At 70.7% G+C, this 23031-nt stretch carries 16 protein-coding genes, 1 tRNA gene and 3 pseudogenes; 7 read left to right on the top strand and 13 right to left on the bottom strand.

All coding sequences use genetic code 11. The annotated features are described in order from the left end of the window. Positions 1–94: 94 nt before the first annotated feature. Positions 95–952, bottom strand: a complete 858-nt coding sequence (locus ACIBJC_RS02975) for an aldo/keto reductase (RefSeq protein ID WP_399286880.1) — start codon at positions 950–952, stop codon at positions 95–97. 286 nt (positions 953–1238) lie between these two features. Between ACIBJC_RS02975 and ACIBJC_RS02970 the strand changes: the two genes are divergently transcribed. Further along, on the top strand, positions 1239–2126 hold the full coding sequence (locus ACIBJC_RS02970; protein ID WP_399286877.1) for a LysR family transcriptional regulator: 888 nt from the start codon (positions 1239–1241) through the stop codon (positions 2124–2126). Positions 2127–2161: 35 nt separating this feature from the next. Here the strand turns inward: ACIBJC_RS02970 and ACIBJC_RS02965 are convergent, their stop codons facing one another. The 3 genes from ACIBJC_RS02965 to ACIBJC_RS02955 all read right to left on the bottom strand — a co-directional run bounded on the left by ACIBJC_RS02965 (position 2162) and on the right by ACIBJC_RS02955 (position 4392). Further along, positions 2162–2689, bottom strand: coding sequence for a DinB family protein (locus tag ACIBJC_RS02965; protein WP_399286874.1), 528 nt, complete (start codon positions 2687–2689; stop codon positions 2162–2164). A gap of 61 nt (positions 2690–2750) precedes the next feature. Then, complete coding sequence (locus ACIBJC_RS02960; protein WP_399286871.1) at positions 2751–3650, bottom strand: transketolase family protein; 900 nt, start codon at positions 3648–3650, stop codon at positions 2751–2753. Between the two features lie 94 nt (positions 3651–3744). Further along, positions 3745–4392: a transketolase gene (locus tag ACIBJC_RS02955; RefSeq protein WP_399288073.1), complete on the bottom strand. Its 648-nt coding sequence runs from the start codon at positions 4390–4392 to the stop codon at positions 3745–3747. 259 nt (positions 4393–4651) lie between these two features. Here ACIBJC_RS02955 and ACIBJC_RS02950 point away from each other — a divergent pair. Then, positions 4652–4725, top strand: a tRNA-Pro gene (locus tag ACIBJC_RS02950). A 323-nt stretch (positions 4726–5048) separates the two neighbouring features. Beyond that, a pseudogene (locus tag ACIBJC_RS02945) lies at positions 5049–5434 on the top strand (MFS transporter); the annotation flags it as partial. Between the two features lie 51 nt (positions 5435–5485). Here ACIBJC_RS02945 and ACIBJC_RS02940 read toward each other — a convergent pair. Next, a complete protein-coding gene (locus ACIBJC_RS02940) occupies positions 5486–5968 on the bottom strand; it encodes a DUF4396 domain-containing protein (RefSeq protein ID WP_399286868.1) in 483 nt (160 codons plus the stop codon). Between the two features lie 159 nt (positions 5969–6127). On the opposite strand from ACIBJC_RS02940, the gene ACIBJC_RS02935 reads away from it, so the two are divergent. The 3 genes and pseudogenes from ACIBJC_RS02935 to ACIBJC_RS02925 all read left to right on the top strand — a co-directional run. After that, positions 6128–6592: a DUF6153 family protein gene (locus tag ACIBJC_RS02935; protein WP_399286866.1), complete on the top strand. Its 465-nt coding sequence runs from the start codon at positions 6128–6130 to the stop codon at positions 6590–6592. A 95-nt stretch (positions 6593–6687) separates the two neighbouring features. Beyond that, positions 6688–7353, top strand: a complete 666-nt coding sequence (locus ACIBJC_RS02930; protein ID WP_399286862.1) for a DUF305 domain-containing protein — start codon at positions 6688–6690, stop codon at positions 7351–7353. 123 nt (positions 7354–7476) lie between these two features. Continuing rightward, positions 7477–8556 (top strand): annotated as a pseudogene (locus ACIBJC_RS02925) (multicopper oxidase family protein); the annotation flags it as partial. A gap of 94 nt (positions 8557–8650) precedes the next feature. Here ACIBJC_RS02925 and ACIBJC_RS02920 read toward each other — a convergent pair. The 5 genes and pseudogenes from ACIBJC_RS02920 to ACIBJC_RS02900 form a co-directional block, all read right to left on the bottom strand. Beyond that, a complete protein-coding gene (locus ACIBJC_RS02920) occupies positions 8651–10732 on the bottom strand; it encodes a pectinesterase family protein (RefSeq protein ID WP_399286860.1) in 2082 nt (693 codons plus the stop codon). Between the two features lie 211 nt (positions 10733–10943). After that, complete coding sequence (locus ACIBJC_RS02915; protein ID WP_399286857.1) at positions 10944–11462, bottom strand: PfkB family carbohydrate kinase; 519 nt, start codon at positions 11460–11462, stop codon at positions 10944–10946. A 408-nt stretch (positions 11463–11870) separates the two neighbouring features. Continuing rightward, entirely contained in the window at positions 11871–14171 is a 2301-nt protein-coding gene (locus tag ACIBJC_RS02910; protein WP_399286854.1) for an N-acetylmuramoyl-L-alanine amidase, read from the bottom strand. A 293-nt stretch (positions 14172–14464) separates the two neighbouring features. Beyond that, positions 14465–14728 carry a hypothetical protein gene (locus ACIBJC_RS02905; protein WP_399286851.1) on the bottom strand — a complete coding sequence of 88 codons (264 nt, stop codon included), beginning with the start codon at positions 14726–14728 and terminating at the stop codon, positions 14465–14467. Positions 14729–15189: 461 nt separating this feature from the next. Beyond that, positions 15190–17982 (bottom strand): annotated as a pseudogene (locus ACIBJC_RS02900) (RHS repeat-associated core domain-containing protein); the annotation flags it as partial. A gap of 168 nt (positions 17983–18150) precedes the next feature. Here ACIBJC_RS02900 and ACIBJC_RS02895 point away from each other — a divergent pair. Then, positions 18151–19725, top strand: a complete 1575-nt coding sequence (locus ACIBJC_RS02895) for a hypothetical protein (RefSeq protein ID WP_399286848.1) — start codon at positions 18151–18153, stop codon at positions 19723–19725. Positions 19726–19796: 71 nt separating this feature from the next. On the opposite strand, the gene ACIBJC_RS02890 is transcribed toward ACIBJC_RS02895, so the two are convergent. From ACIBJC_RS02890 to ACIBJC_RS02880, 3 genes are all read right to left on the bottom strand, one after another. Then, on the bottom strand, positions 19797–20078 hold the full coding sequence (locus ACIBJC_RS02890; RefSeq protein WP_399286846.1) for a DUF6234 family protein: 282 nt from the start codon (positions 20076–20078) through the stop codon (positions 19797–19799). Positions 20079–20264: 186 nt separating this feature from the next. After that, positions 20265–20927 carry a response regulator gene (locus tag ACIBJC_RS02885; RefSeq protein ID WP_399286843.1) on the bottom strand — a complete coding sequence of 221 codons (663 nt, stop codon included), beginning with the start codon at positions 20925–20927 and terminating at the stop codon, positions 20265–20267. Positions 20928–21035: 108 nt separating this feature from the next. After that, on the bottom strand, positions 21036–22802 hold the full coding sequence (locus ACIBJC_RS02880; protein WP_399288071.1) for a histidine kinase: 1767 nt from the start codon (positions 22800–22802) through the stop codon (positions 21036–21038). Positions 22803–23031: the final 229 nt, after the last annotated feature.

Below are 23031 nucleotides of genomic sequence, written 5' to 3'. Positions count from 1 at the left end.
GCAATGGGTCGGACGGGCCTTCTGTGGCAGGGGAGTTGGCGGCGGGCCCCGCTGAGCGGGGCCCGCCGGGACCACCTCGGCCCGACCGGTCGCGTCAGGCCGCGTCCAGCTCCGCCACCTCGGCCGGGGTGAGGACGAGCTCGGCCGCCGCCGCCGAGTCGACGACGGTCTCCGGACGGCTGGAGCCCGGGATCGGCACCACCGTGGGGGACTTGGCCAGCATCCAGGCCAGGCAGACCCGCTGCGGACTCACCCCGTGCGCCTCGGCGATCCGGGCGAACGGAGCGTACGAGGAGCCGAGTTCACCGGCGTTCTTGATGCCGCCGAACGGGCTCCACGGCAGGAACGCGATACCCAGCTCCGCGCAGAGCTCCAACTCCGGCTCGCTGGACCGGAATGCGGGCGAGAACTGGTTCTGTACGGAGACCAGCCGGCCGCCGAGGATCTCGTTCGCCGAGCGGATCTGCTCCGGGTTCGCGTTGGAGATGCCCGCCTGCCGGATCTTGCCCTCGTCCAGCAGATCGCGCAGGGCGCCGATCGACTCCTCGTACGGCACCTTCGGGTCCGGACGGTGGAACTGGTACAGCCCGATCGCCTCCACCCCGAGCCGGCCGAGCGACGCCTCACAGGCACGCCTCAGATGCTCGGGGGAGCCGTCCAGCGTCCACGCACCGTCGCCGGGGCGCAGATGGCCGCCCTTCGTGGCGACCAGGACCTCGCGTCCGCGCGGATGGGAGGCGAGAGCCTTGGCGATCAGGGTCTCGTTGTGGCCGACGTCGGTGGCGAGGAGGTGGTACGCGTCGGCCGTGTCGATCAGTGTCACTCCGGCGTCCAGCGCGGCGTGCAGAGTGGCCAGGGAACGGGCCTCGTCGGGCCGGCCCTCGATCGACATCGGCATACCGCCCAGGCCGATCGCGCTGACGTCGACGGTTCCGATGCGGCGAGTCTTCATGGTGAGGAGCACCTTTCCTGCTGCGGGGGCCGTGCTGCGGGTTCGTGCCGCGGGTTCGTGCTGAGCATCGTGTCGCGAGTGTCGCTCAGGTCGGTTGCGGTCAGTTGAGGTCGGTCGCGGTCGTGCTGCGCCACCCGCCGAGCTCCCGGCGGACGCGCCTCCAGCCTCGCCGCTGCGCGACGGCGCGTCCAATAGAAGAAAACGAACGGATTGAGCGATCCGGCTTCTCAACGGGCCCTGCCCGCGGCGCGACCCGCGGCGCCGTCCCGGATTAGGCTCCCGTCCTGTGGAACTCCGGCATCTCGAATACTTCGTCGCCGTCGCGGAGGAACGTCACTTCACGCGCGCGGCCCAGCGGCTGATGGTCTCGCAGTCGGGGCTCTCCGCCTCCGTACGCTCCCTGGAGCGTGAACTGGGGGCGCCGCTCTTCGTCCGCTCCACCCGCCGGGTCGAACTGACCGGGGCGGGCCGCGCCCTGCTCGTGGAGGCGTCACGCACCCTGGCGAGCGTACGGGCGGCCAAGGAAGCGGTCGCCGCGGTCCAGGGGCTGCTGCGCGGCACACTGTCCGTCGGCACCGAGCAGTGCGTGAGCGGCGTCCATGTCCCCGGGCTGCTCGCCCGCTTCAGGGCCGAACACCCCGAGGTCGAGATACGGCTGCGGCAGGCCGGCTCCGCCACGCTCGTGGACGATGTGGCGGCCGGGCGGCTGGACCTGGCGTTCGTCGCGCCGGCCGGGACCGTACCGGAGGGGGTACGGCTCGTACCGCTGGCCCGCGAACCGATGGTGCTGCTCTGCCACCCGGGCCACCGGCTCGCCGGCGCGGACGGGGCCGCCTGGTCCGAGCTGGGCGAGGAGGTCTTCGTGGACTTCCACGCCGACTGGGGAGCCCGCGGCCTCACGGACCGCGTCTTCGCCGCCGCGCGGACGCGACGACGGGTCGCGCTGGAGGTCAACGACGTGCACAGCCTGATCGAACTGGTCGGCCACGGCCTGGGCATCGCGGTGGTGCCCCGCCCGATCGCCCGCAAGGAGCAGGCGGCCGGGCTCAGCACCGTCCCGCTGGTGGGAGCGGGGGACGGGGAGCTCTGGGAGGTATCCGCCGCCCTGCCGGAGCCCGAACGGACCGGCCCGGCGGCGCGCCGGCTCCTCTCGTACCTGACGGAGGAGCCCTGAGACCTGACGGGGCTCAGGGCTTGCGCAGCTAGGCTCTAGGGCCGCTCCAGCCATCCCCGGACGAAGGCCGCCTGCCCGGCATGCTGGAGATCGTCGGAGAGGACGCTGACCAGCCGCACCCCCAGGGGCACCGCCGGGGTCCACCCCTCGTCGACGACCCGTCCGAGGTCGGCGTCCCCGAGCGTGCCGAGATACGCGACGGTGCGGTCGTGGACGGCGTCGTGGTAACCGGCCAGCAGCTCCGCCGTGACGCCGCCGAGTTTCGACACGTCCTTGGCGGAGTGCCCGTAACCGGTGGCGCCCGGACGGAACGACAGCCCGAACCGTCCGAGCCAGTCCTCCGCCGTCCACACCTGCTCCGTACCGGCGGCGTCCGCGATGTGGTCGTCCTGGACCCGGGTGAGATGCCAGACGAGCCAGGCGATCGAGTTCGCCCCGTCGTCGAGCCGTACCTCCAGCTCGTCGGGGGAGAGGCCGCCGACCACCTCGTGGACCGTCTCGCGGACCCGGCCGAAGGCGTCGATGAGCAGATCCGCGCTCGGGCTGGTCGGGGTGTCGGTCATGGCTGGCTCCCTTGCTCCTCTGACTCTCCCGGACTCACTCCAGGGTCTCTCCCGCCGGACCTCAGCGCGCCAGGAACGCCGAGACGCGCTCGCGCAGCGAGGCCGGGTCCAGCCCCTGCTCCGCGACATGCTCGTCCAGCGAGCCGTAGCGGCGCAGTTCACGACGGGCCACCCCGAGCCCCAGCACCCGGTGCGGCGTCTCCACGAGCGCGTCGTTGGCGGCGGCCGTGGAGGTCCCGGCGAGATACGGCTCCACGATCACCACATCGGCCCGGTCCGCGCCCGCGACGGCCCGGCGCAGCGCCGCGCCGTCGAAGGGCCGTACGGTCGTGGCGTACAGCACCGTCGTGTCCAGGCCCTCCGTCGCCGCCAGGACGTTGTCCAGCAGGGGCCCGACGGCGATCACGACCCCGCCCCGTCCCTCGCGTACGGTGCTGAAGCCGGTCCCCGTCACCTCGCGCGCCCGGCTGTTGCTCTGGAGCGACAGGCGTACGTACACCCGGTCGTCCCCGGCGGCGGCCTGCCGCAGCAGGGCCTCGGCCTCGTCCGGGTGGCCCGGCACCTGGACCGTCCAGCCGTCGAGCGTGTCCATCAGCGCGACATCGCCGGGCGCCATATGGGTGAAGCCGCCCTCCGGCGAGTCGTACGACGCCCCCGCGCTCACCAGTACCCCGCTCACGCCCTGGTGGCCGAAGTCCAGCTTGACCTGCTCGAACGGGCGCTCGACCAGAAAGCTGGCGAAGGTGTGCACCATCGGGCGCAGGCCGGCGAGAGCGAGCCCGCCGCCCACGCCGACCAGGAGCTGTTCGCGGATGCCGACATTGATCACCCGGTCCGGATGGCGGCGCTCCGCCTCGGTGAAACCGGCGGCGCTGATCTCGGCGAGTACGACCGCGAGGCGCGGGTCCTCGTCCAGCAGCCCGGAGGCGGTGGAGATGAAACGGTCGCGCATGGTGTCCATGGAGCTGTACCTCTCTCGGTTCGCGTCCGGCCCTCGTCCGGTACGCGGCGGGTTCGCGCGGCTTCTCGGGGTGACGGGACTCGGGGTGACGGGGTCAGGACTTCGGCTCGACACGGGCCACGACCGCGCGGGGCCGCCCGGCGTGCGGCGCGGTGAAGGCCGCGTACAGCGCCTCGTGGTCGCGGCCGTCGACGGTCGCGGCCGACCAGCCGGCCGCCTCGAACCGGGAGGCGATGCCGCCGGGCCAGCCATGGGTCGCGGAGCTGTTGTCGACCACGACGGTGTGGAGCTGTTCGAGCCCGGCGGAGCCCGCGTAGGCGATCGCCTCGTGGTTGCTGCCCTCGTCCAGTTCGGCGTCGCCGATCAGCACCCATACGTGCGGCTCAGCGAGCCCCCGCGCCCGCAGCCCGAGCACGCTGCCCACGCCGAGCGGCAGCCCGTGCCCCAGGGAGCCGCTGCTGATCTCGACCCCCGGCACCAGGGTCCGGTCGGGGTGGTGGCCCAGCGGTGAGTCGTACGAACCGAAGCCGGTCAGCAGCTCCTCGGAGAGGAACCCCTTGGCGGCGAGGACCGCGTAGTACGCCATCGGCCCGTGCCCCTTGGAGAGCAGGAACCGGTCCCGCCCGGCCGCGTCGGCGCTCCCGGGCGTCACGCGCAGCACCCGGTCGTAGAGCACCCAGAGCGCGTCGAGGGTGGAGGTCGCGGCGGGCCCGTGCTTCTCGTCGCCGGTCATCAGGGCCATGAGCCGGTTCAGCTCCTGGAGGGCGGGCCCGGGAGGCGAGGGCGCCCGGTGGGTCCCCGGTACGGAGCTGGAGGCGGCGCCCGTCGTGCCGTTCGTGCGTGTCGTCGTCCCTGTGCTTGTCATACGAGCCACGGTGCAACGTCAAGCGCACTTGAGGTCAAGGCTGCCCCGCCGGGAAAGCGATTCGTGACCATCGGCCTGAGTGCGGTATTGTTCTCATGCGCGTTCGGGCCAGGGAAACCCCAGGTCAGACGGGCACCGGGACGTGGCGCAGCTTGGTAGCGCACTTGACTGGGGGTCAAGGGGTCGCAGGTTCAAATCCTGTCGTCCCGACTTGTGTTTTCGCAGGTCGTAGGCGGTATCGGAGAAATCCGGTGCCGCCTTTCCGTGTTTCCCGGGGACCAGTTGGGGACCATGGGGTCCAGCGGCGTCGTGCTGCCGCCTGCTGACGGCGAGGGTGAGGGGCGCGCGGACGGGGTTGAGGTGTGCGGTGAGGGCGCGGCCGGCGTTGGTGATTGGTCGTCGGACGGAGCCTGGTGCAGGTCTGCTCACGGTCACGGGTGACCTCCGCTCGCGCGGTGAGGCGCGCATCGTTTCGCTCTCGTTCGATGAAGCGCTTGTGGGGGACGCGGTTCATCTGGCGTCGGGCGGTGCGGATGCTCGCGGCGGCCGTACCGGTACCGCCGGGCGGTGTGGGGCTGTGGCTGCTCGCGGCGGTTCCGTCGGCGCTCTCCGCGCTGCTGCTCGCCCTGGGGACGATGATCGCGTACCCCTTCGAGATGAACACCATCGTCCGGCTCTCGGGTGACCGCCTCGTCGCCACCCACTACGGGCTTTACAACACCATCTGCGGGGTCGGGATCACGCTCGGCAATCTGCTCAAGGGGGCGTCCCTGGACGCCGCCCGCTCGGCGGGGATGTCCGTGCTGCCCTGGCTCTGCCTGCTCGCACTCGCCTCACCTGCGCGGGCGCCCTGTACGGGCTGCACCGCACGGGTCGCCTGACAGGGGCCGCGCCGGCACGGGCACCGGCAACGGCCTGACGCCCGACGGGTCCTGGGGGCGGGCGGCGGCACAGCCGCTCGCCCCTCCGGTCAGTGGTAGGCGTGGACGACCGCGTGGCCCTTGCCCCGGGCGATCATCCAGCGGTTGACCGGCACGGTCAGCACGAAAGCGACGGCCAGGGCGAAGGCCAGCGCTCCCCAGAACAGGAAGGTGGTGAGCCCCGCGTCCATCGCCCCGGGGACGGTGACCATGACCCCGTTGTCGACGAGCTCCATGACGGCGATGGAGAGAGTGTCGGCGGCCAGCGCCACTTTCAGCGCCTGGCGCAACGGCACTCCCGCCTTCAGGACGCCGCGCATGGTGAGCGCGTAACCGAAGACGAAGGCCAGGGCGATGGCGAGGACGATGGTGGCACCGGCGGACAGGCCGGCCGCGGTGCCGATCACCATGCCCAGAATCTCGCCGATGGCGCACCCGGTCAGGCAGTGCAGCGTCGCCTGTGAGGCGGTGCGCCAGGAAGACGGCGCCTCAGACGTGTGTCCGGCATGCTCGTGATGACTTGAGTGGTCCATGACGCCTCCGTGGCTCCTCCGTCGACCGTGTGCCGAGATCTGGCTCACATCGACCGGAAATCTATACCCCTGTAGGGTATGGTGTCATCAGGTTTCCCCGGCTTCTCGGCCCTTTACTCCTCGGCCTGTCGGCTACGGTGAGAAACCGAACGGAGAACGATGATCGCGAGCAGGCACGCACGGGCGGGTGGTGTCGTCGGACACCTCCTGCTGGTCGTCGTGCTCGCGCTCGGGGTGTTCGTCATGCACACGCTGGGGCACCCCGAAGGCACGTCGAGCCCGGCCACGGGAGCGTCCTCCTCTCATATGAGTGGCCCCGTAGCCACCGGCATGACCACCGGGGACGTCACGGTTGCCGCGGTCATGAAGGACGCGAACGATACGAACGGCGCCAAGGCGTCGCACGATTCCGCGTCCTCCCACGGGTCCTCCACCGGTATGGACATGACCTCCCTCTGCGTCGCCGTGCTCGGCGCCTGGGTACTGGCGGGCCTGCTGTACGCGGCGTTCACGCGCCTGCCGGGTCTGTCGGGCGTACACCTGCCGAAGGCGGTCTTCTCACCGCGCCCCGGTCCACCGCCCCGCCCGCCCGATCTCACCGAACTGTCGGTCCTGCGGACCTAGGCCGACACGCGCCCCGGACGCGCCATGCCGCGCCGCCCGGAGACACGTCGTGCCCACAGATCCGCAGAATGACTTCACAGCAAGGTGTTTTCGTCATGGCCTACTTCAAACACGTCTCGTCGCGCCCGTCCGCCCGCCGTCTCGCCCTCGTCGGCGTCCTGGCGGCCGGAGCGCTGACCCTGACCGCCTGTGGCGGCGGCGAGGACCACGGCATGGCCGGCATGGATGGCGACAGGACGTCCGCCACGGCCACCACCGGCTCGGAGAAGAGCCCCGGGGCAGGTGCCTTCAACGACGCGGACGTGACGTTCGCGCAGTCGATGATCCCGCACCACGAGCAGGCCCTGGAGATGTCCGCGCTGGCCGACGGTCGCGCCTCGGACGCGGAGATCAAGAAGCTCGCCGGGGAGATCGAGAAGGCTCAGGACCCCGAGATCCGGACGATGAAGGGCTGGCTGAAGTCCTGGGGCAAGGAAGAAGCCGCGTCGGACAGCATGCCCGGCATGGACCACGGTGGTGACTCCGCCATGTCCGGGATGATGTCCGACCAGGACATGGCCGACCTCAAGGCCGCCAAGGGCACGGACTTCGACCGCATGTTCGCCGAGCTGATGATCGCCCACCACAAGGGCGCGATCACCATGGCCGAGGACGCGCGGAAGAACGGTCGCGACGCGACGGCGAAGAAGCTCGCCGGTGACGTCGTCCGCACCCAGTCCGCCGAGGTCGACACGTTCCAGAAGATCCTCGACCGGCTCTGATCCCTCCCCCACCCGACGCGCGGCTGTTCCGGGCCCGTCCCTGTGCGGCCCGGAACAGCCGCGCCCCCGCGTGGCACCGTGCGGCACGCCTGCGGGAGCAGCACCCTCGGAGGACACCACCGAATGAACAGCATCAATCGACGCTCCGTCCTGCTCGCCGGACTCGGGGCCGTCGGCGCCGGCGCGCTCGCCGCCTGCGGCGGGCCCGGCGCGTCCACCGCCCTGGTCCGCCCGTCGGATCCCGCGGTCGCCGCGACCGAGAAGAAGCGCCCCACCAGCGGACGGGAACGGAAGGTCACACTGACCGCCGCACCCGCCAGGGTCGACCTGGGCGGCGGCGTCACGCCCAGGACCTGGGCGTACGACGGCCGCGCCCCGGGCAGGGAGATCCGGGTCTCCGTCGGCGACACCCTCGTGGCCGAACTGTCCAACCAGCTCCCCGACCGGACCGCCACGTCGATCCACTGGCACGGCCTCGCACTGCGCAACGACATGGACGGCGTGCCGCCGGTCACTCAGACCTCCGTACTGGCCGGCTCCGCCTTCACCTACCGGTTCATAGCCGACGCCCCCGGCACCTACTTCTTCCACCCGCACGTCGGCGTCCAGCTCGACCGCGGCCTGTATGCCCCGCTGATCGTCGACGACCCCAGGGAGCCTCTCGGGTACGACGACGAATGGGTCGTCGTCCTGGACGACTGGGTCGACGGCGTCACCGGCACCCCGGACGACGTCTTCTCGGAACTCAGGCAGGGCATGGGAGGCATGGACGGCACGGACACGGACACGGGAGGCGGCTCAGGTCCGGCCGGCATGGACCACGGCGACATGGGAGACATGAGCGGGCACAGCGCAAGCGCTTCCGCGTCGCCCTCGTCACCCGCCCCGACCGGTTTCATGCTCATGGGTGCCACCAGCGCGCTGCTCGGAGGTGACGCCGGAGACGTGAGGTACCCGCACCACCTCATCAACGGCCGGGTGGCGACCGACCCGGCCGTCCACACCGGCAAACCCGGCGACAGGGTCCGCCTGCGGATCATCAACGCGGGCTCGGACACCGCCTACCGCGTCGCCCTCGGAGGCCACAGACTGACCGTCACCCACACCGACGGCTTCCCGGTCGAACACCGGGACGTGGACGCGCTGCTGATCGGCATGGGCGAACGCTACGACGTCCTGGTCACCCTGGGCGACGGGGTGTTCCACCGCGCCTGACGGCACCCGTCCGCCGCGGCGCCCGGCCCGCAGCAGCGGACGGAGCGTCACGGCGGACGGGGCGCCGCGGCGGGCAGCCCGCTCAGCCGGCCGTGGGCGTCCAGTCGCCCAGCCAGTCCGCGACCTCCTGACCCGCCGCCTGGGAGTCGTTGAGGTGCGGCCGGTCGCCACTCGCCGAGCCGGAACCGGGGCCGGTGTTCTTGTACTCGGCGAAGCGGTCGTCCTTCCACGAGAAGCCGCTCATGTCGGTCCAGGGGGTCGTCTTGATCGCGGCGCTCAGCGTGGACTCGCGGACGGTGGTCTGCGGGTCGAGTGAGGCGTCGCCGCCCGCGTGCCAGGGCCGGCCCAGGTAGAAGCTCGCCGAGGACACGTCACCGTTGACCGTCGAGCGGTTGATGAGGATGCCCTTGCGGCCCGCGGCGGTGCTCGGCGCGGTGATGTACCCGGCCGAACTGCCGTCCCACCGCTTCTTGAGGGTGATCACGGACCTGTCGATCACGGCGCTGGCGCGGCCGAAGATGAAGTCGACGTTGCCCGTGACGTAGGAGTTGGTGACGTAGACCCGGCCGAGCCGGTCCTTGGCCGCGGTGTCCAGCAGCAGGGTGTCCTGGTCACCGTTGACGATGACCCCGTCGAGGAAGACCTGGTCCGCGGCGGTGCGCAGGGCGACGGCCTGATGACCGGAGAGGCTCTGGTTCTTCGCCTCGTCGAAGTCGTTGCTGATGGTCAGGTTGCGGGCCTGGAAGTCGTCGGCCTCGACGGCGACGCTCGCGCTGCCGCTGGTGCCGTACGTACCCCCGCCCGGCTTCGCGGTGCCCGCCGCGTTGTTGTACACGATCTCGGTGTCCTTGCGGCCGGCGCCCGAGCCCTGGATGGTGACGTGCGGCTTGTTCGACGGGACCTTGACGGTCTCGCGGTACGTACCGGGCCTGACCAGGATGACGACCCGGGAGGCGTTGCCCGCCGGTACGGCGTCGACGGCCTTCTGCACGCTGGTGTACTGGCCGCTGCCGTCCTTGGCAACGGTGATCGTGGCAGCAGCGGCTGCCGTACGTTCCGCACTCACCGCGCTCACCGCCCCGATCGAACTACGCGGCCCCGTCCCGGACCTGAGGAGCGCCGGGACGTCGGCGGCCTTGTCGAGTGTGTAGCTGTAGTACGCCTTGGGGTCGAACGCCGCACCGCCGCTCTCGTTGCGCCCGCTCGTGCCGGAGAAGACGTTCCCCCGCTGGACCACGGAGGCGGTGGAGTCCTTCTGGACCGGGTTCTTCATGCCCTGGAAGTAGCTGTTCTCCAGGACCATCCTCGTGCTCCCGCGCGAGTAGTTGCCGTAGGAGGAGTTGATGCCGGTGCCCGCCACATCCTCCAGGTAGTTGTTGTAGAGGTGCGCCTGGGCGACGTTGTCGGTGGACGGATTGCGCTGCTCGGTCTCGCGGAACCAGTTGTGGTGGATGGTGAGGGCGGCGGTGACGCTCTCGGTCCAGCCGATGCCGAAGGTCTTGTTGTTGTCGCTCAGCTTGTTCCAGGACACCGTCACGTAGGTGGTGTCCTTGCGGCTGTCGATGAGCCCGTCGGCCATGCGCCGGAAGTCGTTGTGGTCGATCCACACGTGGTGGGCACCGTCCATCTGGATGCCGTCGAAGTCGTGGTCCTTGTCGTTCCAGACACCCTGGTACGAGTCACGGATCGTCAGGTTCCGGATGATCACGTTGTGCACGCCCTGGCCGAGGAAGAACCCACCGCCGACGATCTGCCCGGAGGTCCCCCGGCCCACGATCGTCTTGTCCGAGGAGACCTTGATCTCCTTGCCGACCGGATTCATGGTGATGGCCGCGGCCACGACGATGACGTACGGCTCCGCGGCGGTGGCGTACTTCTCCAGATCCGCGAGCGTCGTCACGGTGACGGTCCTGCCGTCCCGCCCGCCGTACGTCCCGTCCTGGCCGAGGGCGTTGACGGAGGCGAACCCGTCCGCCACATCGGCGGCCCAGGCGGGTGCGGCAACCGGAACCGCCGCGGCGACCGTCCGCTGCCCGTCCGCCCGGAACGCCCCGGGGCCGCTGCCGTACGCCATGACACCGGCGGCGGCGAGGGCCAGCGGGACACCGGCGGCCAGGGTGGTCCACCGCTTGCGGGGGCGGGACGTACTGCGTATCTCATTCATGGATTCTTCCGATCTGTGTCGGACACGGTGGGGGAAGGGAGATACGGAGGGGTTGCCGCCGGCGCGGCGAAGGTTGCCGCGCACCGGCCCCGGAACAGAGAGACGTCCCCGGACGGGCCCGGCAGGGATCCCGTGACGCGGGCACCGGCCGGGGGCCGCGTCGCCGGGTACTCCAGCGCGGATCGACCTCAGGCCGGGGTACGGGTCCTGGTCATCCCGTACCCACCCCTCCCACTTGCGCCGAGCGCTCCGGTGACAGGCCGCGGCCCAGGCCGGCCAGATAGCCGGCCCGGAAGGCGTCGCCGCCGCCCGTCGGGTCGGCGACCTGCCTGGCCGGGACGGCGAGGACCGGAGCCCCGCTGCCTTGATGGACGTACCGGAGCCGCCTCGGGTGTGACGACCCAGGACTTGCCTCTCCGTCCAGCCCGTACGTTCCTGGTGCAGCGCGGCTTCGTACGCGTTGGTGAACAAGAGCCGTGCTCCGCGGACGAGTTGCCTCGCCGACCTCCAAGTCGTCGAAGTGGAAGGACAGGGATACGGCAGCCAGCCGCTCGGGGATGAGCTGTTCGGCGAACCGTACGTCTTCCCCGGCATGTGGGGCGAGGACCCCGCCCGCTACGAAACGTACGGAGGCGCCACCGGAGTGCACGCTTCGAACGGTCTGGGCCAGCCTCCGGTCTCTTCGAATGGTTCGAGAGCTGGAACGCCAGCAGGTGACGGCCTCGGCCATCGTGATCGTTCCGCGCCCGCCGTTGGCCGGTCCGCCCGTGGCTGATCCACATCAGCGCCTCGTCTAGGGTTCTCGCCCTGACGCTCGCCCCATCAGGTGGGCCTGACCGGCAAGGCGCCGTGCGGGCTGTATGTCGTCATCACTCGCCGTGTCTTCATGATGTCCCCTCGGCGCGAGCGGGTGTGGAGGGCGGAGCGGTCCTGTCGGGGCGTGCGGCAGGCTTCGCCATCGGTGCAGGGTGAGAGGGCAGGGTCTGCTGCCCGGGGACCAGTTGGCGAGCTCCGGACCCGGAACAGGACTCCGTCGACCACCTCGTGGTGATCACTCCAGCGATCACCACGTCTCGCGGCTCGGAGCAGGGGCGGCTCAAGACGCTCCCGCTCCGAAGGGCGATGGCGGGGTGGCCGGTCAGGGGAGGTGGACGAGGCCGTCGGTGGTGATGGTCGGGCGTCCTGTGGTGCCGACGACGACGATCTTGATGGTGTGTTTGGCGCTGGTGGTCCAGCTCTTGGTCCAGATGGCGTGGCGGTAGGTGGTGGTGGCGGATTTGAGGTCGACCGTGGTGGTCTTGACGCCGTCGACGTAGACGTGGGCCTGTCCGGAGGTGGCGGCGCGGGAGACCACCCAGGCCGCGGACTTGCCGGTGAAGGTCCAGGTCAGGCTCGCGTTCTTGGCGGAGCTGGCGTAGGACTTCCCGCCGAGGTAGTTGGCGGAGGACTTGGTGGTCCAGGTGCCGGTTTTGGCGGCGGCGGTCTCCTGGAGGATGGTCGGCTTTCCGGCCACGGACGCGGTGACCGTGTTGCCGGCCTGGTCGCGGGCCGTCATGTTCCAGTTTGTCGAGGCACCGGACTTGGCGCTGTGTGCGGCGCTGGTGGTGGTCGGCCCGTACGTCTTGGCCACGGGGGTGGTCAGCAGGACATCCTTGAGCGCCGCCTTGTCGGTGGCCTTCCACCCCAGGGTGAGAGGTACGGCGGTGGTGTTGACGACGCCGGTGCGCAGGCTGAGGTGGGGCTTGGTGGTGAAGGTGGGGGCGGTGGTGTCCGCGATGACGGTGGTGGCCGCTGTGGTGGCGGTCCTGCCGGACTGGTGCACCGCGCGCACGCTGATCTTGTGGCTGCCAGGGGTGAGTGTCACCTTGGCGGAGCCGGCGCTGCCCGCGGTCTTGGCGGCGGCGGTGCCGTCGACAAGGACGTCGTACTGCCTGATGAGTGAACTCGGCGTCTTGGACGACCAGTTCACGGTGACGGCGGACTTGGTGTAGTAGGTCGTCCCGGACTTCGCGGCTCCGGTGAGGGAGGTGAGGGTCAGTCCGGTGACCGGGCCCGCGGCCAGCGTGCGCAGGGCGGGCAGTTGGTTGTAGAAGGAGTTGCCGGGGCACTGCGTGTTGTAGCCGTCGCGGTGGCCGTGGATCGTGGGGAAGGGCAGCTTGGCGCCCTTGGCCCAGGTCTTGCCGGTGAAGCTGCGGCCGCTGTCACCGGCGGTGAGCGTGGTGGTGCCGGCGGGGTCGACACCGTACTGCCCGAGCTTCCAGGCGGCGACACGGGCGACGGACGTCATCGCGGCCTGGTCGGGCGCGGTGTCGGTGTAGGTGCCCAGCACCGAGATTCCGGCGGTCTCGGCGTTGAAACCATAGGCGTGCGCGCCCTGTACGGGTTGGCCGATGCCGCCCTTGCGCCCCTCGTAGACGGTGCCGCACTTGTCGACGAGGAAGTTGTAGCCGATGTCCTTCCAGCCCAACTGCTTGACGTGGTAGGCGTAGATGCCGCGTACGACGGCGGGCGCCTGGGCGCAGGTGTACGTGTTGGACTCGGCGGTGTGGTGCACCACCACGGCCTTGACCTTGCCGTCGGGGAGGTAGCCGGGCTCCTCCGGGCTGATCGACTCGTCCGCTCCCCAGGCCGCCCGGGACGTCACGGGCGGCTGCGGCACGGTGGAAGGACGGTCGGGCGGCACCGAAGTCGTCGGCGCCGGGGCGGTCGGTGCCGGGGTGGACGTGTCAGGGGCGGACGGCGTCGGCGTACCGCCGGACGGCGCGTCGGACGGCGGCACCTCGGCGGACGGAGGTGTGCTCGGCGTGTCGCCCGCCGTCTCCTCCGGACCCTCGGGGACCGGGGGCTCCGCCGACGCCTGCTCCGAGGGATCGGCCGTCGGTGAGCCCTCACCGGGCAGCGGCGTGGTGTCGGAGGAAGGCGGCTCTTCGTCCCCACCGACGCTGAAGGACGCCGGATCCATCGAGGTGACCGCAGCCGCGCCCGGGTCGATCATGTCCAGCCGCAGACCGTCGGGCAGCTCCGCGGACGTCTGCGCACCCGAACGCACCCGCGCCTCGACACTGTCGGACGGCCCCACCCAGGCCGGCTCCGTACCGCCCCGGGCCGCTCCCCGCTCGCCCTGCCCGCTGTCCCCGTCCAGCCGCAGCCACGACGACCACGTCCCGGACCCGGACGCACGCGTACGGACCTCCACCGTTCCCGTGGCCCGCGCGGCGGGATCGGTCCACGTCACCCCCACCATGCTGAACGGCGCGGTCTCCCGCCGCGCCAGCGACGCGCTACGGCCGTCGCCGTCCAACGTCAACTCGGCGGTACGCGCCTGCGCCTGGACCGGGCCGGCCTTGCCCTCGGCCGCGTCGCTCCTCCCCGTGTCGTCGGGGGGTGCCTGGAACACCAGCACCCCTGTCACCCCGGCCACCACCGTCGCCGCAGTCATCCAGATCCGTCTTCGCGCCACGCGACCCCACCCCTTTGATCCGACTTCCCCACCGACAACCGGTGACCGGATGCACCCGACAGCGCACTCCCGGTGCACCCCTGGGCGAGAACGTACACCGAATCCCCCGGGATCCCTCACATCACTGGTCCCAAGTAGGCATCAATCTGCAAGAGTTGGGTATACCGGCCCCCTTCCCTCGGCGACCGTCTGTTCCACCGCCGACGAAGATCCACCCCGCCATGGACGAGCCCGGTTCCGCATGGCTTGCGGAACCGGGCTCAAAGCGTCGGTCAGACCGGATCCGGACCGTTGGTTTCGGCGATTTCCTCCCGGAGGGCTTTCCGCTTCTTCTTGGAGAGGGAGTCACCGTTCACGCTGTGCATGCCCCAGGGAATGGGGCACGGCCCTTCGTGCGAGGAGTCAGGGCACAGCAGTTCCACCAGCCGGTCCATCAGTTCCTCGTGCTGGGCGGCTGTCGCCAGTAAGGCGATGTTCACCTGCCACAGCTCGGGCTCCGCTGTCGTGCCGGCGACTTCTGCCTCGGCTTCGCTCATGATGTGGTCCTCGTTCCGAACTAGACTGGTGTGCCGCGCTCCGCGGACCTGTACCCGCCCGGGGTGGCACCCCGGGCCGAGGTCGGAACACGGGTGCCGCACCCTATCGGTGATCAGGGGCTGCAGCCGCAGAAGCTGCCGTAGGTACCCCTCCACACCTCGCCGCGGAACAGGATTCCCCAGGAGTTGTGGTTGGCGCGCCTCATCCAGTTCGGCGGATTGTGCCGGTGCATGGTGCGTGGGTTGTAGTTGCCGTCCCACCACTGCCTGACCCGGTTCTTGGTGCAGTCGTACGCCCGGCAATGACGGGCATAGCAGCCACGGGGCGCCTGCTGGGTGGCGTCCCGCTTCGCGTCCTTCACCGCGGCGTCCTTCGTCTTCCCGGAGCCGGCGCCCCAGAGGTGGCCGGTGCAGTGCGAGCCCTTGCCCTCGATGTTGCACTTGGCCTTGCACTTCCATGCCCGACCGTCGAGGTCGTTCTGGTTGACCGGGTCGCCCGGGTAGCCGTAGCGGTTGGCTCCGCCGCCGTGGACCGGGTCGACGGACAGGAACCGGCCGGTGGCGGAGTTGTAGAGCCGTACACCCATGAGGGTGTGCCCGGTGACGGTCTCGGCGGAGCGCTGCTTGGTGCCCAGCCAGCCGTACCGGGTGGCGGCCTGCCCTGCCCTGGGCGTGCCGTACTCGTCGGTGTCCAGTGCCACGGGGGCCTGGGCCGCGTCCAGGGGAAGCTGCAGGGCGATATCCCCGTGGATTGTGGACAGTTGGAGAACCGTGGAGCCGGTGGCACTGGTCGTCGCGGCGAGACCTCCCGCGAGCGAGGTCAGATTGCGGGTCACCGCGCCGGTCGAGGCGTCTTCGACGACCCAACGCGGGTTGTCGGAGTCGCAGTCGTAGTGGTTGGTCTTCGTGGCTACGTTCGCCCAGGTGCCCGAGGTGTTGGCCTCGACGGTCCACGAGCGCAGCCGCAGGGCCGCGTCCATCGCCCAGGTCTGGCGCCTGGTGCTCGTCGTCTCCTGACGGGCCATGTCGTTGGCGTAGTAGCCGACGGTCACACTGCCCGGCAGCGCTGTGGTGCGGCCGAAGGCGTCGTACGTGTAGCCGGTGGCATTCAGCCGGTCGGCCGAGTCGTAGGTCGTGGTCGTCGCGGTCCCGCCGCCGGCCGGGCAGTCCGCGCCCGCCGGCGCCGTGGCCTCCGTGACCGTGGTGCGGTTGGTGCGGGCGTCGAAGCCGTAGGCCCGACGGGTGCAGACCGTGTCGGACGTGTCCTGGACGGTCACCAGACGCCCGGCGGCGTCATAGCGGTAGGTCTGGTCGGACCAACCCGCGTGGCTGGTGGTCTGGTTGTGGACGGATGCGGTCGTACTGTCGGAGTAGACGACCGCCGAGTCGCTGTCCCGGGTGTACGTGCGGCCGATCGCCGTTCCGATGGAGTCGTTGCGGACGGTCATGGTGTAGCCGCCCGGCAGCTTCTCCGTGAGGAGGCTGCCTTCGGGGTCGTACGTCGCGCTGAACACCCCGGCGACGGAGTCGGTGAGCTTGGTCGCGAGGCCGCGGGGTTCCACGCTGTGGTCGTAGGTGAAGGTGAGCACGGACGGGACCGTGTCGCTGACCTTGGCGGGGCGGTCGAGGAGTTCGTACTCCGTCGTGGTCCTGCCGCCGTCCGCGTCGGTGTAGGAGATCAGGCGGCCGAGCGAGTCGTACGCCTTGGTGATCGTCCCGGCTGTCGGGGAACTGACGGTGAGAACCCGGCCCGTCACGCTGTCGTAGCCGGTGGTGGTGGTCGGGACGGTCTCACCCACTCCACCGGTCACCGCGACCGTGGTGGCGCGGCCCGCGTCGTCGTACGTCGTGGTGGTGGTGCGGGTGACGCCATTGGCGTTGTTGCTGATCGATGTGGTGTTACCCCAGGAGTCGTACTCATAGGTGCTGGTGGCGAGCTGGCCGGGGTTGCTGCCGCCGCCGGTGATGGCCCCGCCGGGACCGACGGAGCACAGCAGGTCGGCCCACTCGGGACGTCCCTCGCAGGCGGCGGTGCCAGTGGCGGACCAGTACTTCGTCACGCGGGTGGCCGCGTCGGTCCCGGTGGCTCCGGGTGACAGTTCCTTGATCACCTGGCCCTTCGCGTCGTACTCGGAGGTGGTGGTGATGGCCAGGCCACCAGGGTCCTGGATCTTCCTGACCGGCAGGCCCCGGGGCCAGTCGTAGACGGTCTGGGTGGCCCTGGTCTCGCCCTGGACCCCGGGGTGCTCACGGACCTGTGCTCCCACGGTCACCTTGGTGACCTGGTCCTTGACGCCGGCGCTGCCGTCGGTGGTTGCCGCGCGTCTCGGTCGAGGTGGCCCTCTTCGCCGTCATGACGGGCCGGTTCGTCCAACGGCTGGCGGTGGTCGCGGCGGGAGACGACCACACCTCCCACGGGTAGGCCTTGCAGTCCGGGTTGCCGGAGTGGAAGTTCCACAGCGACAGTTTGGCGTCGGAGACCAGCGCGTCGGAAATGGGCGCGGTATTCCAGGAGATGAAGGACTGCGCTGTGCGCGGGGTGCCGTCGGCGTTGGTGGTTCCGGGGTTGCCGATGTCGAGTTCGGTGTCGGCGGACCAGTCGACCGTCTCGCCCTGCTGGACGTAGGTGTCGAACAGGTTGCCCAGCGAGGAGGTCGAGGGGTCGACCGTGACCGGGTACTTCGTGGCCGGGTCGGCCAGGAACTTCGCGTCCGGGGTGATGACCAGATCGACCGTGGAGCCCTTGGTCACGGCCTTCATGGCGACCGGCACCCGCCGGGTGTGCTCGCCGGAGACCTCGTCGACGGTGGCGTCCCACATCACCGGAGCCGGCATCACGGCCCGCTTCGTTCTCTTCGCGTCGGTGAAGAGGACGCTGCCTCCTTCTGCTGCTCGGCCCGGAGGCCCTTGGCCCGCAGCGGCAGCGTGTAGGTATAGCCGCCGGCGGCAGGGCGCTGGTTGATCTCGACGTACTGCTCGAAGCCGGTACGGGTCGCCTGGACCACCACGTCGGCGCCGGGCACGGCGTTGGCGTACTCCGCCCGGGTCCCCCGCAGCTTCGAGGCGGGCAACCCGCCCTTCCACTGGAGTGTGATCTGCTGGTCACCCTCGCCCAGCGTGACCAGATCCGTGCCCGTGGCTGTCCGGGTCGCCTTCAGCGAGGCCGCCGGAGTGCCGGTCCGGCCGGCGAGCCGCAGGCCGCGTGGGTGTGCCTTCGGCTCGACCGATCCGTCCGGAGCGGCCGCAAGGGCCAGAGGAGTTGAGTGGTTTGCGCGCCGGTAGGCCTGCGGCACGCAAGGGCCAACGGGTGCACGGGAACGCGTTCCGCAGCATCCATGAGGAGTTCTCCCAGCACACCCCTTCTGTTGGCCATGCCTGGCTAGTCTCCACTCGCCCTGGTCCGGCACAGGAGAGGTACGTTCATGAGCACCCCGGTCTATCGCACCTCAACTCGGCAGTCAGTGGCCACCCTGACGCCGACCCTGCAGCCCCGGGAACGGGGCCGGGTCGGGAGTCCGTCGGACAACTCTGCGGAGCGCGCCCTCTTCCAGATCCAGTCCAGCGCCGGCAACCGAGCAGCGACCGCGGCGGTGCAGCGCGCCAGGGGTACGGCGAAAGGGAAGGCGCCGGAGAACGGCGACGCGTCCACCGGATCGAAGAGTTATCGCGACCGGATCGCCGGGGTCCTCGACAAGCTCAAGAGACATCTCGAATTCATCGACACCTTTGTCAAGGGCGTCCATGTCCCCGCCAACGCGGGCTTCTCCCAGCAGGCCTCCGCCACTGTCAACGACGGCCTCAAACACTCCGCCGCTTCCTCGGGGACCGCCGCCGCGTCGGAGAACATCGTCACGGAGTCCGCCGGCGCCCTGCTCAGTGGCATGGAGGCGGCCAAGGCCAAGAAGGACGCCAAGAAGCACAAGGACGGGGCCGCCTTCCACGGAGCGGACAAGAAAGCCAACTCCAAAACGGCCGACGCGGTCGTCGGCGCCGCCAGTGCGGGAAACTACGCCCTCGGTATCGCCAAGGAGCTGACGAAAGCCCAGAAGGTGGCGAACGCCGCGACAGTGTCCGAGGCGAGCGGCATCGGCTCCAGTGTTGTCGGCGCGGCCAAGGGCGCCCGCGCGGCGGGCCGTTTCGGTCTGACGGCCCGCAAATACCGTGCCCTGAAGGGGCTCGGGAAGTCCGACCGCGTCGGCGAGGAGGCGCTCGACCGGCTGAACCAGGCGCGGCAGGATGCCGAATGGGCCGCGGCCGAGGCGTATGTCGCGCTGGACGCGCACTGGGGCAACGAGGGCGATGACCGGCTGGAGCGTGTTTCCGAGGCCATCGACGCGGCCTGGGAGGCGATGGGCGCCGCCCGCGACGCGGCCACGGACGTCCGGCGTGCCGAGGACGTGAACACGATGGACACGGTGCACACGTACGCGCTCGGCAAGCAGCGCAACAAGATGGGCAAGCAGGCGTTCACCGCCGTGGGCGAGTCCACCAAGGCCGCGGGCGGCATCGTGACGGCGGTCGCCGCCACAGCGGGAGGAGCCGGACTGGCGAGCAACCCGGTCGGCTGGGGCCTCGCCGCGGGTGCGGCCGGTCTGATCCTCGGCGTCACCGCCTACCGGGCGGGCCGCGCGGGCAAGAAGCGCTACGACGGGGCCCGTCACCCCGAACGCTGGGCGGCGGCGGACGAGACCCCGGCGGAGCCCGCCTCCCGCGAGGATGCGCTGAAGGAGGCCCTGAAGTTCTGGAAGAAGGTGGAGAACGGCGAACGCCAGGCCATGGCCCGTAAAGTCTACGGATTGGCGGCGGGCGCGGACATCAAGGGGAGCGGCAGCACAACGGCCGAAATGCGGGACTCGGCCAGAGCGCTCCTCGTCGCTCTCAAAGCAGGTCCCGCCCACCACCGACTGAGCCCGGACGAGTGGGCGGACTCCCTCAACGACCCGGCGAAGAGCGACAGTTGGGTCAAAGAGATAGCGGAACAGTTGTCCTCGGCCTGAGTTCCCCGGGCTCGCGCCGGACCTTGCCCCTCTCCGGACACGTCACCTCCTGGCGGGGGTGAACGACAGGCTCAGGATCCGCCGCGTTCGCTGTTGTCGCCGCGGGACCGGCACCGCGCGCCCGGGTCGACGGAGGGAGGGGCCGGGGCGGGCCGCGGGTGCGCGGTGCGGTCCGTGTCGTGTATTCCGATGACGGCCACGAGCACCAGGACCGGTCCGGCGAGGACATGGACGCCGCTGCTGATGATCGCGCGGGCCATGAGCGGAAGGAACGCGGAGACCAGGACGATGCCGCCGACCACGGCTACGCAGGTGAAGGGGAGGGTGAGGGGGACGGACGAGTTGTCGGCCACGGCAGGGTGTCGGGGAGAGGCGGCGTGGTCATGGGCCCAGCGTCCCCCAGAAGCGGACCGTGGTCCTGAGCAGGCGTACTCAGGTGGTTCTCGACCTGGCAGGACCAGCCAGAGGCGCTCCGACCGGCGGGGCGCGAGAAACAGCCACCGCGACCGGACAACGCCGGTGCCGTACGGCCCCAACGGTCATACTCCGCCCGGGTGTACTCCGGCGTCGCGGGCGAGGAGCGCCGCCTGTACCCGGTTGTCGCATCCGAGCTTGGTCAGGATGCGGCTGACATAGGTCTTCACCGTGGCTTCGCTCATGTGGAGCCGCCGGCCGGCGTCCGCGTTGGAGAGGCCCTCGCCGAGCAGCGCGAGCACGTCGCGCTCCCGCGCCGTCAGCCCGTCCACGCGCTGTCTGGCCTCGTCGGCGCGGGTGGTGGCTCCCGGGGAGGCGAGGGCGTCCACCACGTGCCGGGTGGCCGCGGGCGAGAGATAGGCGTTCCCGGCCGCCGCCGCCCGTACCGCGTGGATCAGCTCGTCGGGCGCGGAGTCCTTGAGCAGAAAGCCCACGCCGCCGTGGCCGAGCGTGCGCAGCACGTTGTCACGCTCGCCGAACGTGGTGAGGACCAGCACCCGCACGTCCGGCGCGGCGCGGCGCAGCTCGGCCAGGGCCGTCAGCCCGTCCATCACCGGCATCTGGATGTCCAGCAGGGCCACGTCCACGGCCGTGCCCCGCGCGGTCTCCACCGCCTCACGGCCGTTGCCCGCCTCGGCGACGACGTCGATGTCGTCGGCCGAGGTGAGGATCATCCTGATGCCGGCCCGGATGAGCGGCTCGTCGTCGGCGACGAGGACCCGGATCACAGAGCCTCCTGCGCGGTGTCGGTCGTGGAGCGGATGGCGTGGCCCCGCCATCATGCCCTGACCCGACCGGGTGTGTCGCACAGAGGTCCCGCGGTACGGCGCGCCGGGTCACGTCGCTGCGAAGGTGTCCTTCGCGATCAGCTTCCCGTCGCGGAAGCAGAACCGGAAGACGGTCACGGTGTCGAGGTCGTCCTCGTCGGAGGTGAAGTGGCGGCAGGTCGCGCCCTCGGGCAGCGCGGGACCCTGGTCCTTCAGATCCGACGTCAGCCACGAGTCCTCGGCGGGCAGTTCGTTCTGTACGTCCGACTCGGCGTCGCCCACCTTCACCGACTCGTACACACGCGGCGAGATCTCGGCCTTCTCCATCTCCTTCGTCACCTCGCTCATTCCCCAGGCACCCAGGGCGATGGTGCCTCCGATCAGGACAACAGCGGTGACGGCGCAGCCGATGGCCAGGTTCTTCTTGTTGGTCATGACGGTGGTGAACTCCGTTGGCGGATCGATGCGGTTGATGACCGCTCCACCGTCGCCCGCCACGCCCCTGCTCATCTGCCCCACAAAGTCGTTCCCGGGGCCGACGGAGGTCGCGCCGTCCGGGACGGGTCTCGGCCCACCGTCCCCGGTGCCGTACGGCAGCATGCCGGCGATACGGAAACCGCCGTCCGCGGTGGGACCGGTGTGCACCATGCCGCCGACGAGCCGGGCCCGTTCCCGCAGGCCCCTCAGCCCCTGGCCGCCGCTGATCGCGGGCGGGCCCTGTGCCGCTGCCCCGGTCGGACGGGGCCCGTTGGCGACCTCCACCACCAGGCTGTCCGGCTCGTAGCGCAGGGCCAGGCCGATCGGGGCACCCGGCGCGTGCTTGTGGGCGTTGGTCAGGCCCTCCTGGGCTATGCGGTACGCCGCGTGCCCGACGGCGGGCATCAGTGGCCGCCGGGTGCCCGACCGGTGCACCTGGACGGTCGCGCCGGCGGCGCGGGAGGAGTCGACCAGAGCGTCGATCGAGTCGACCGACCGGTGGACGGAGCCCCCGGCGTCCGGGCCGTCGGGCGGGTTCCGGTCACCCCGGTCACCCCGATCCTCCTGGTCCTCCTGGTCCTGGCGGAGGATGCCGACGGCCTCGCGCAGCTCCCTCATCGCGGTCACGGAGGCGTCCCGCAGGATCCGTACCCCTTCCCGCTGGCGGTCGGTCAGCTCCGGATCGACCTGCAAGGCGCCCGAGTGCACCGATATCAGGGCGAGTTGGTGACCGAGGCTGTCGTGCATGTCCCGGGCTATACGGGTGCGCTCCAGCAGGCGCGCCTCCCGTGCCACCATCGCCTGCTCCCGTACGAGTTGGGCGTTGTTGCTCCGCAGGGCACCGAGCAGCGCGCGGCGTTGGGCCCGGTAGCGGGCGGCCAGTCCCGGCACGATCGCCAGCGCGAGAAACACCCCCGTGCTCAGCCCGCCTGTGATGGCCAGCGACAGGTCGGATCCGGTGACGATCTCGTTGCGGACGCCCAGGGCGGTGTGGGCCACGAGCGCGGCGGCGTACGCGGCGGCCACGCGCCAGGGTTTCACGATGCGGCTGCCCGCCGACCAACTCGCGTAGACCAGCAGTGGAACCGCGGCGATCAGCTCCCCGGCCGCGGCGGCGGAGAGGACCAGCACCGTCGCCGGCAGCGCGCGCCGGATCAGTGACAGCAGGGCGACGCCCGCGACGACGGCGAAGGTCCGGGCACCGAACCCGCTCCCCACGGCGTCGAACACCCCCGCGATCCCGGCGAGAGCGACGGTGACCACGGCCTCCCCGGCGATCCGGTGGCGGCTCCAGGGCGACGCGGCGGCAAGCCGGGGCAGGAGCGCCCGGACGGTGCGAGGGGTGTCTGCTTCTTCCACGTCCACGGACCGACGATAGGCAAAGAGCGGGAGCACCCGCATCATCCCCCCGTCGTACCGGCGAACGACGAAAGTCGCCAACCGCAACCAGGGCGAACGCTGTTGGAGCTCCCGCACTGTCTCCGTCAGTCGTTCCCGGCCGCTACTTCCGGGGACTGCGCCGGGCCGGCCGCCACGGTGACGATGGACCGGTCGAGCCGGAAGCCCGGCAGGCGGCACACGGCACACG

Origin of the sequence: Streptomyces sp. NPDC050509 (genome assembly GCF_044457965.1) — a bacterium.
Lineage (GTDB): Bacteria > Actinomycetota > Actinomycetes > Streptomycetales > Streptomycetaceae > Streptomyces.
The sequence above is the reverse complement of the archived record's forward strand: the minus strand, read 5'-3'. Positions and strand labels throughout refer to the sequence as shown.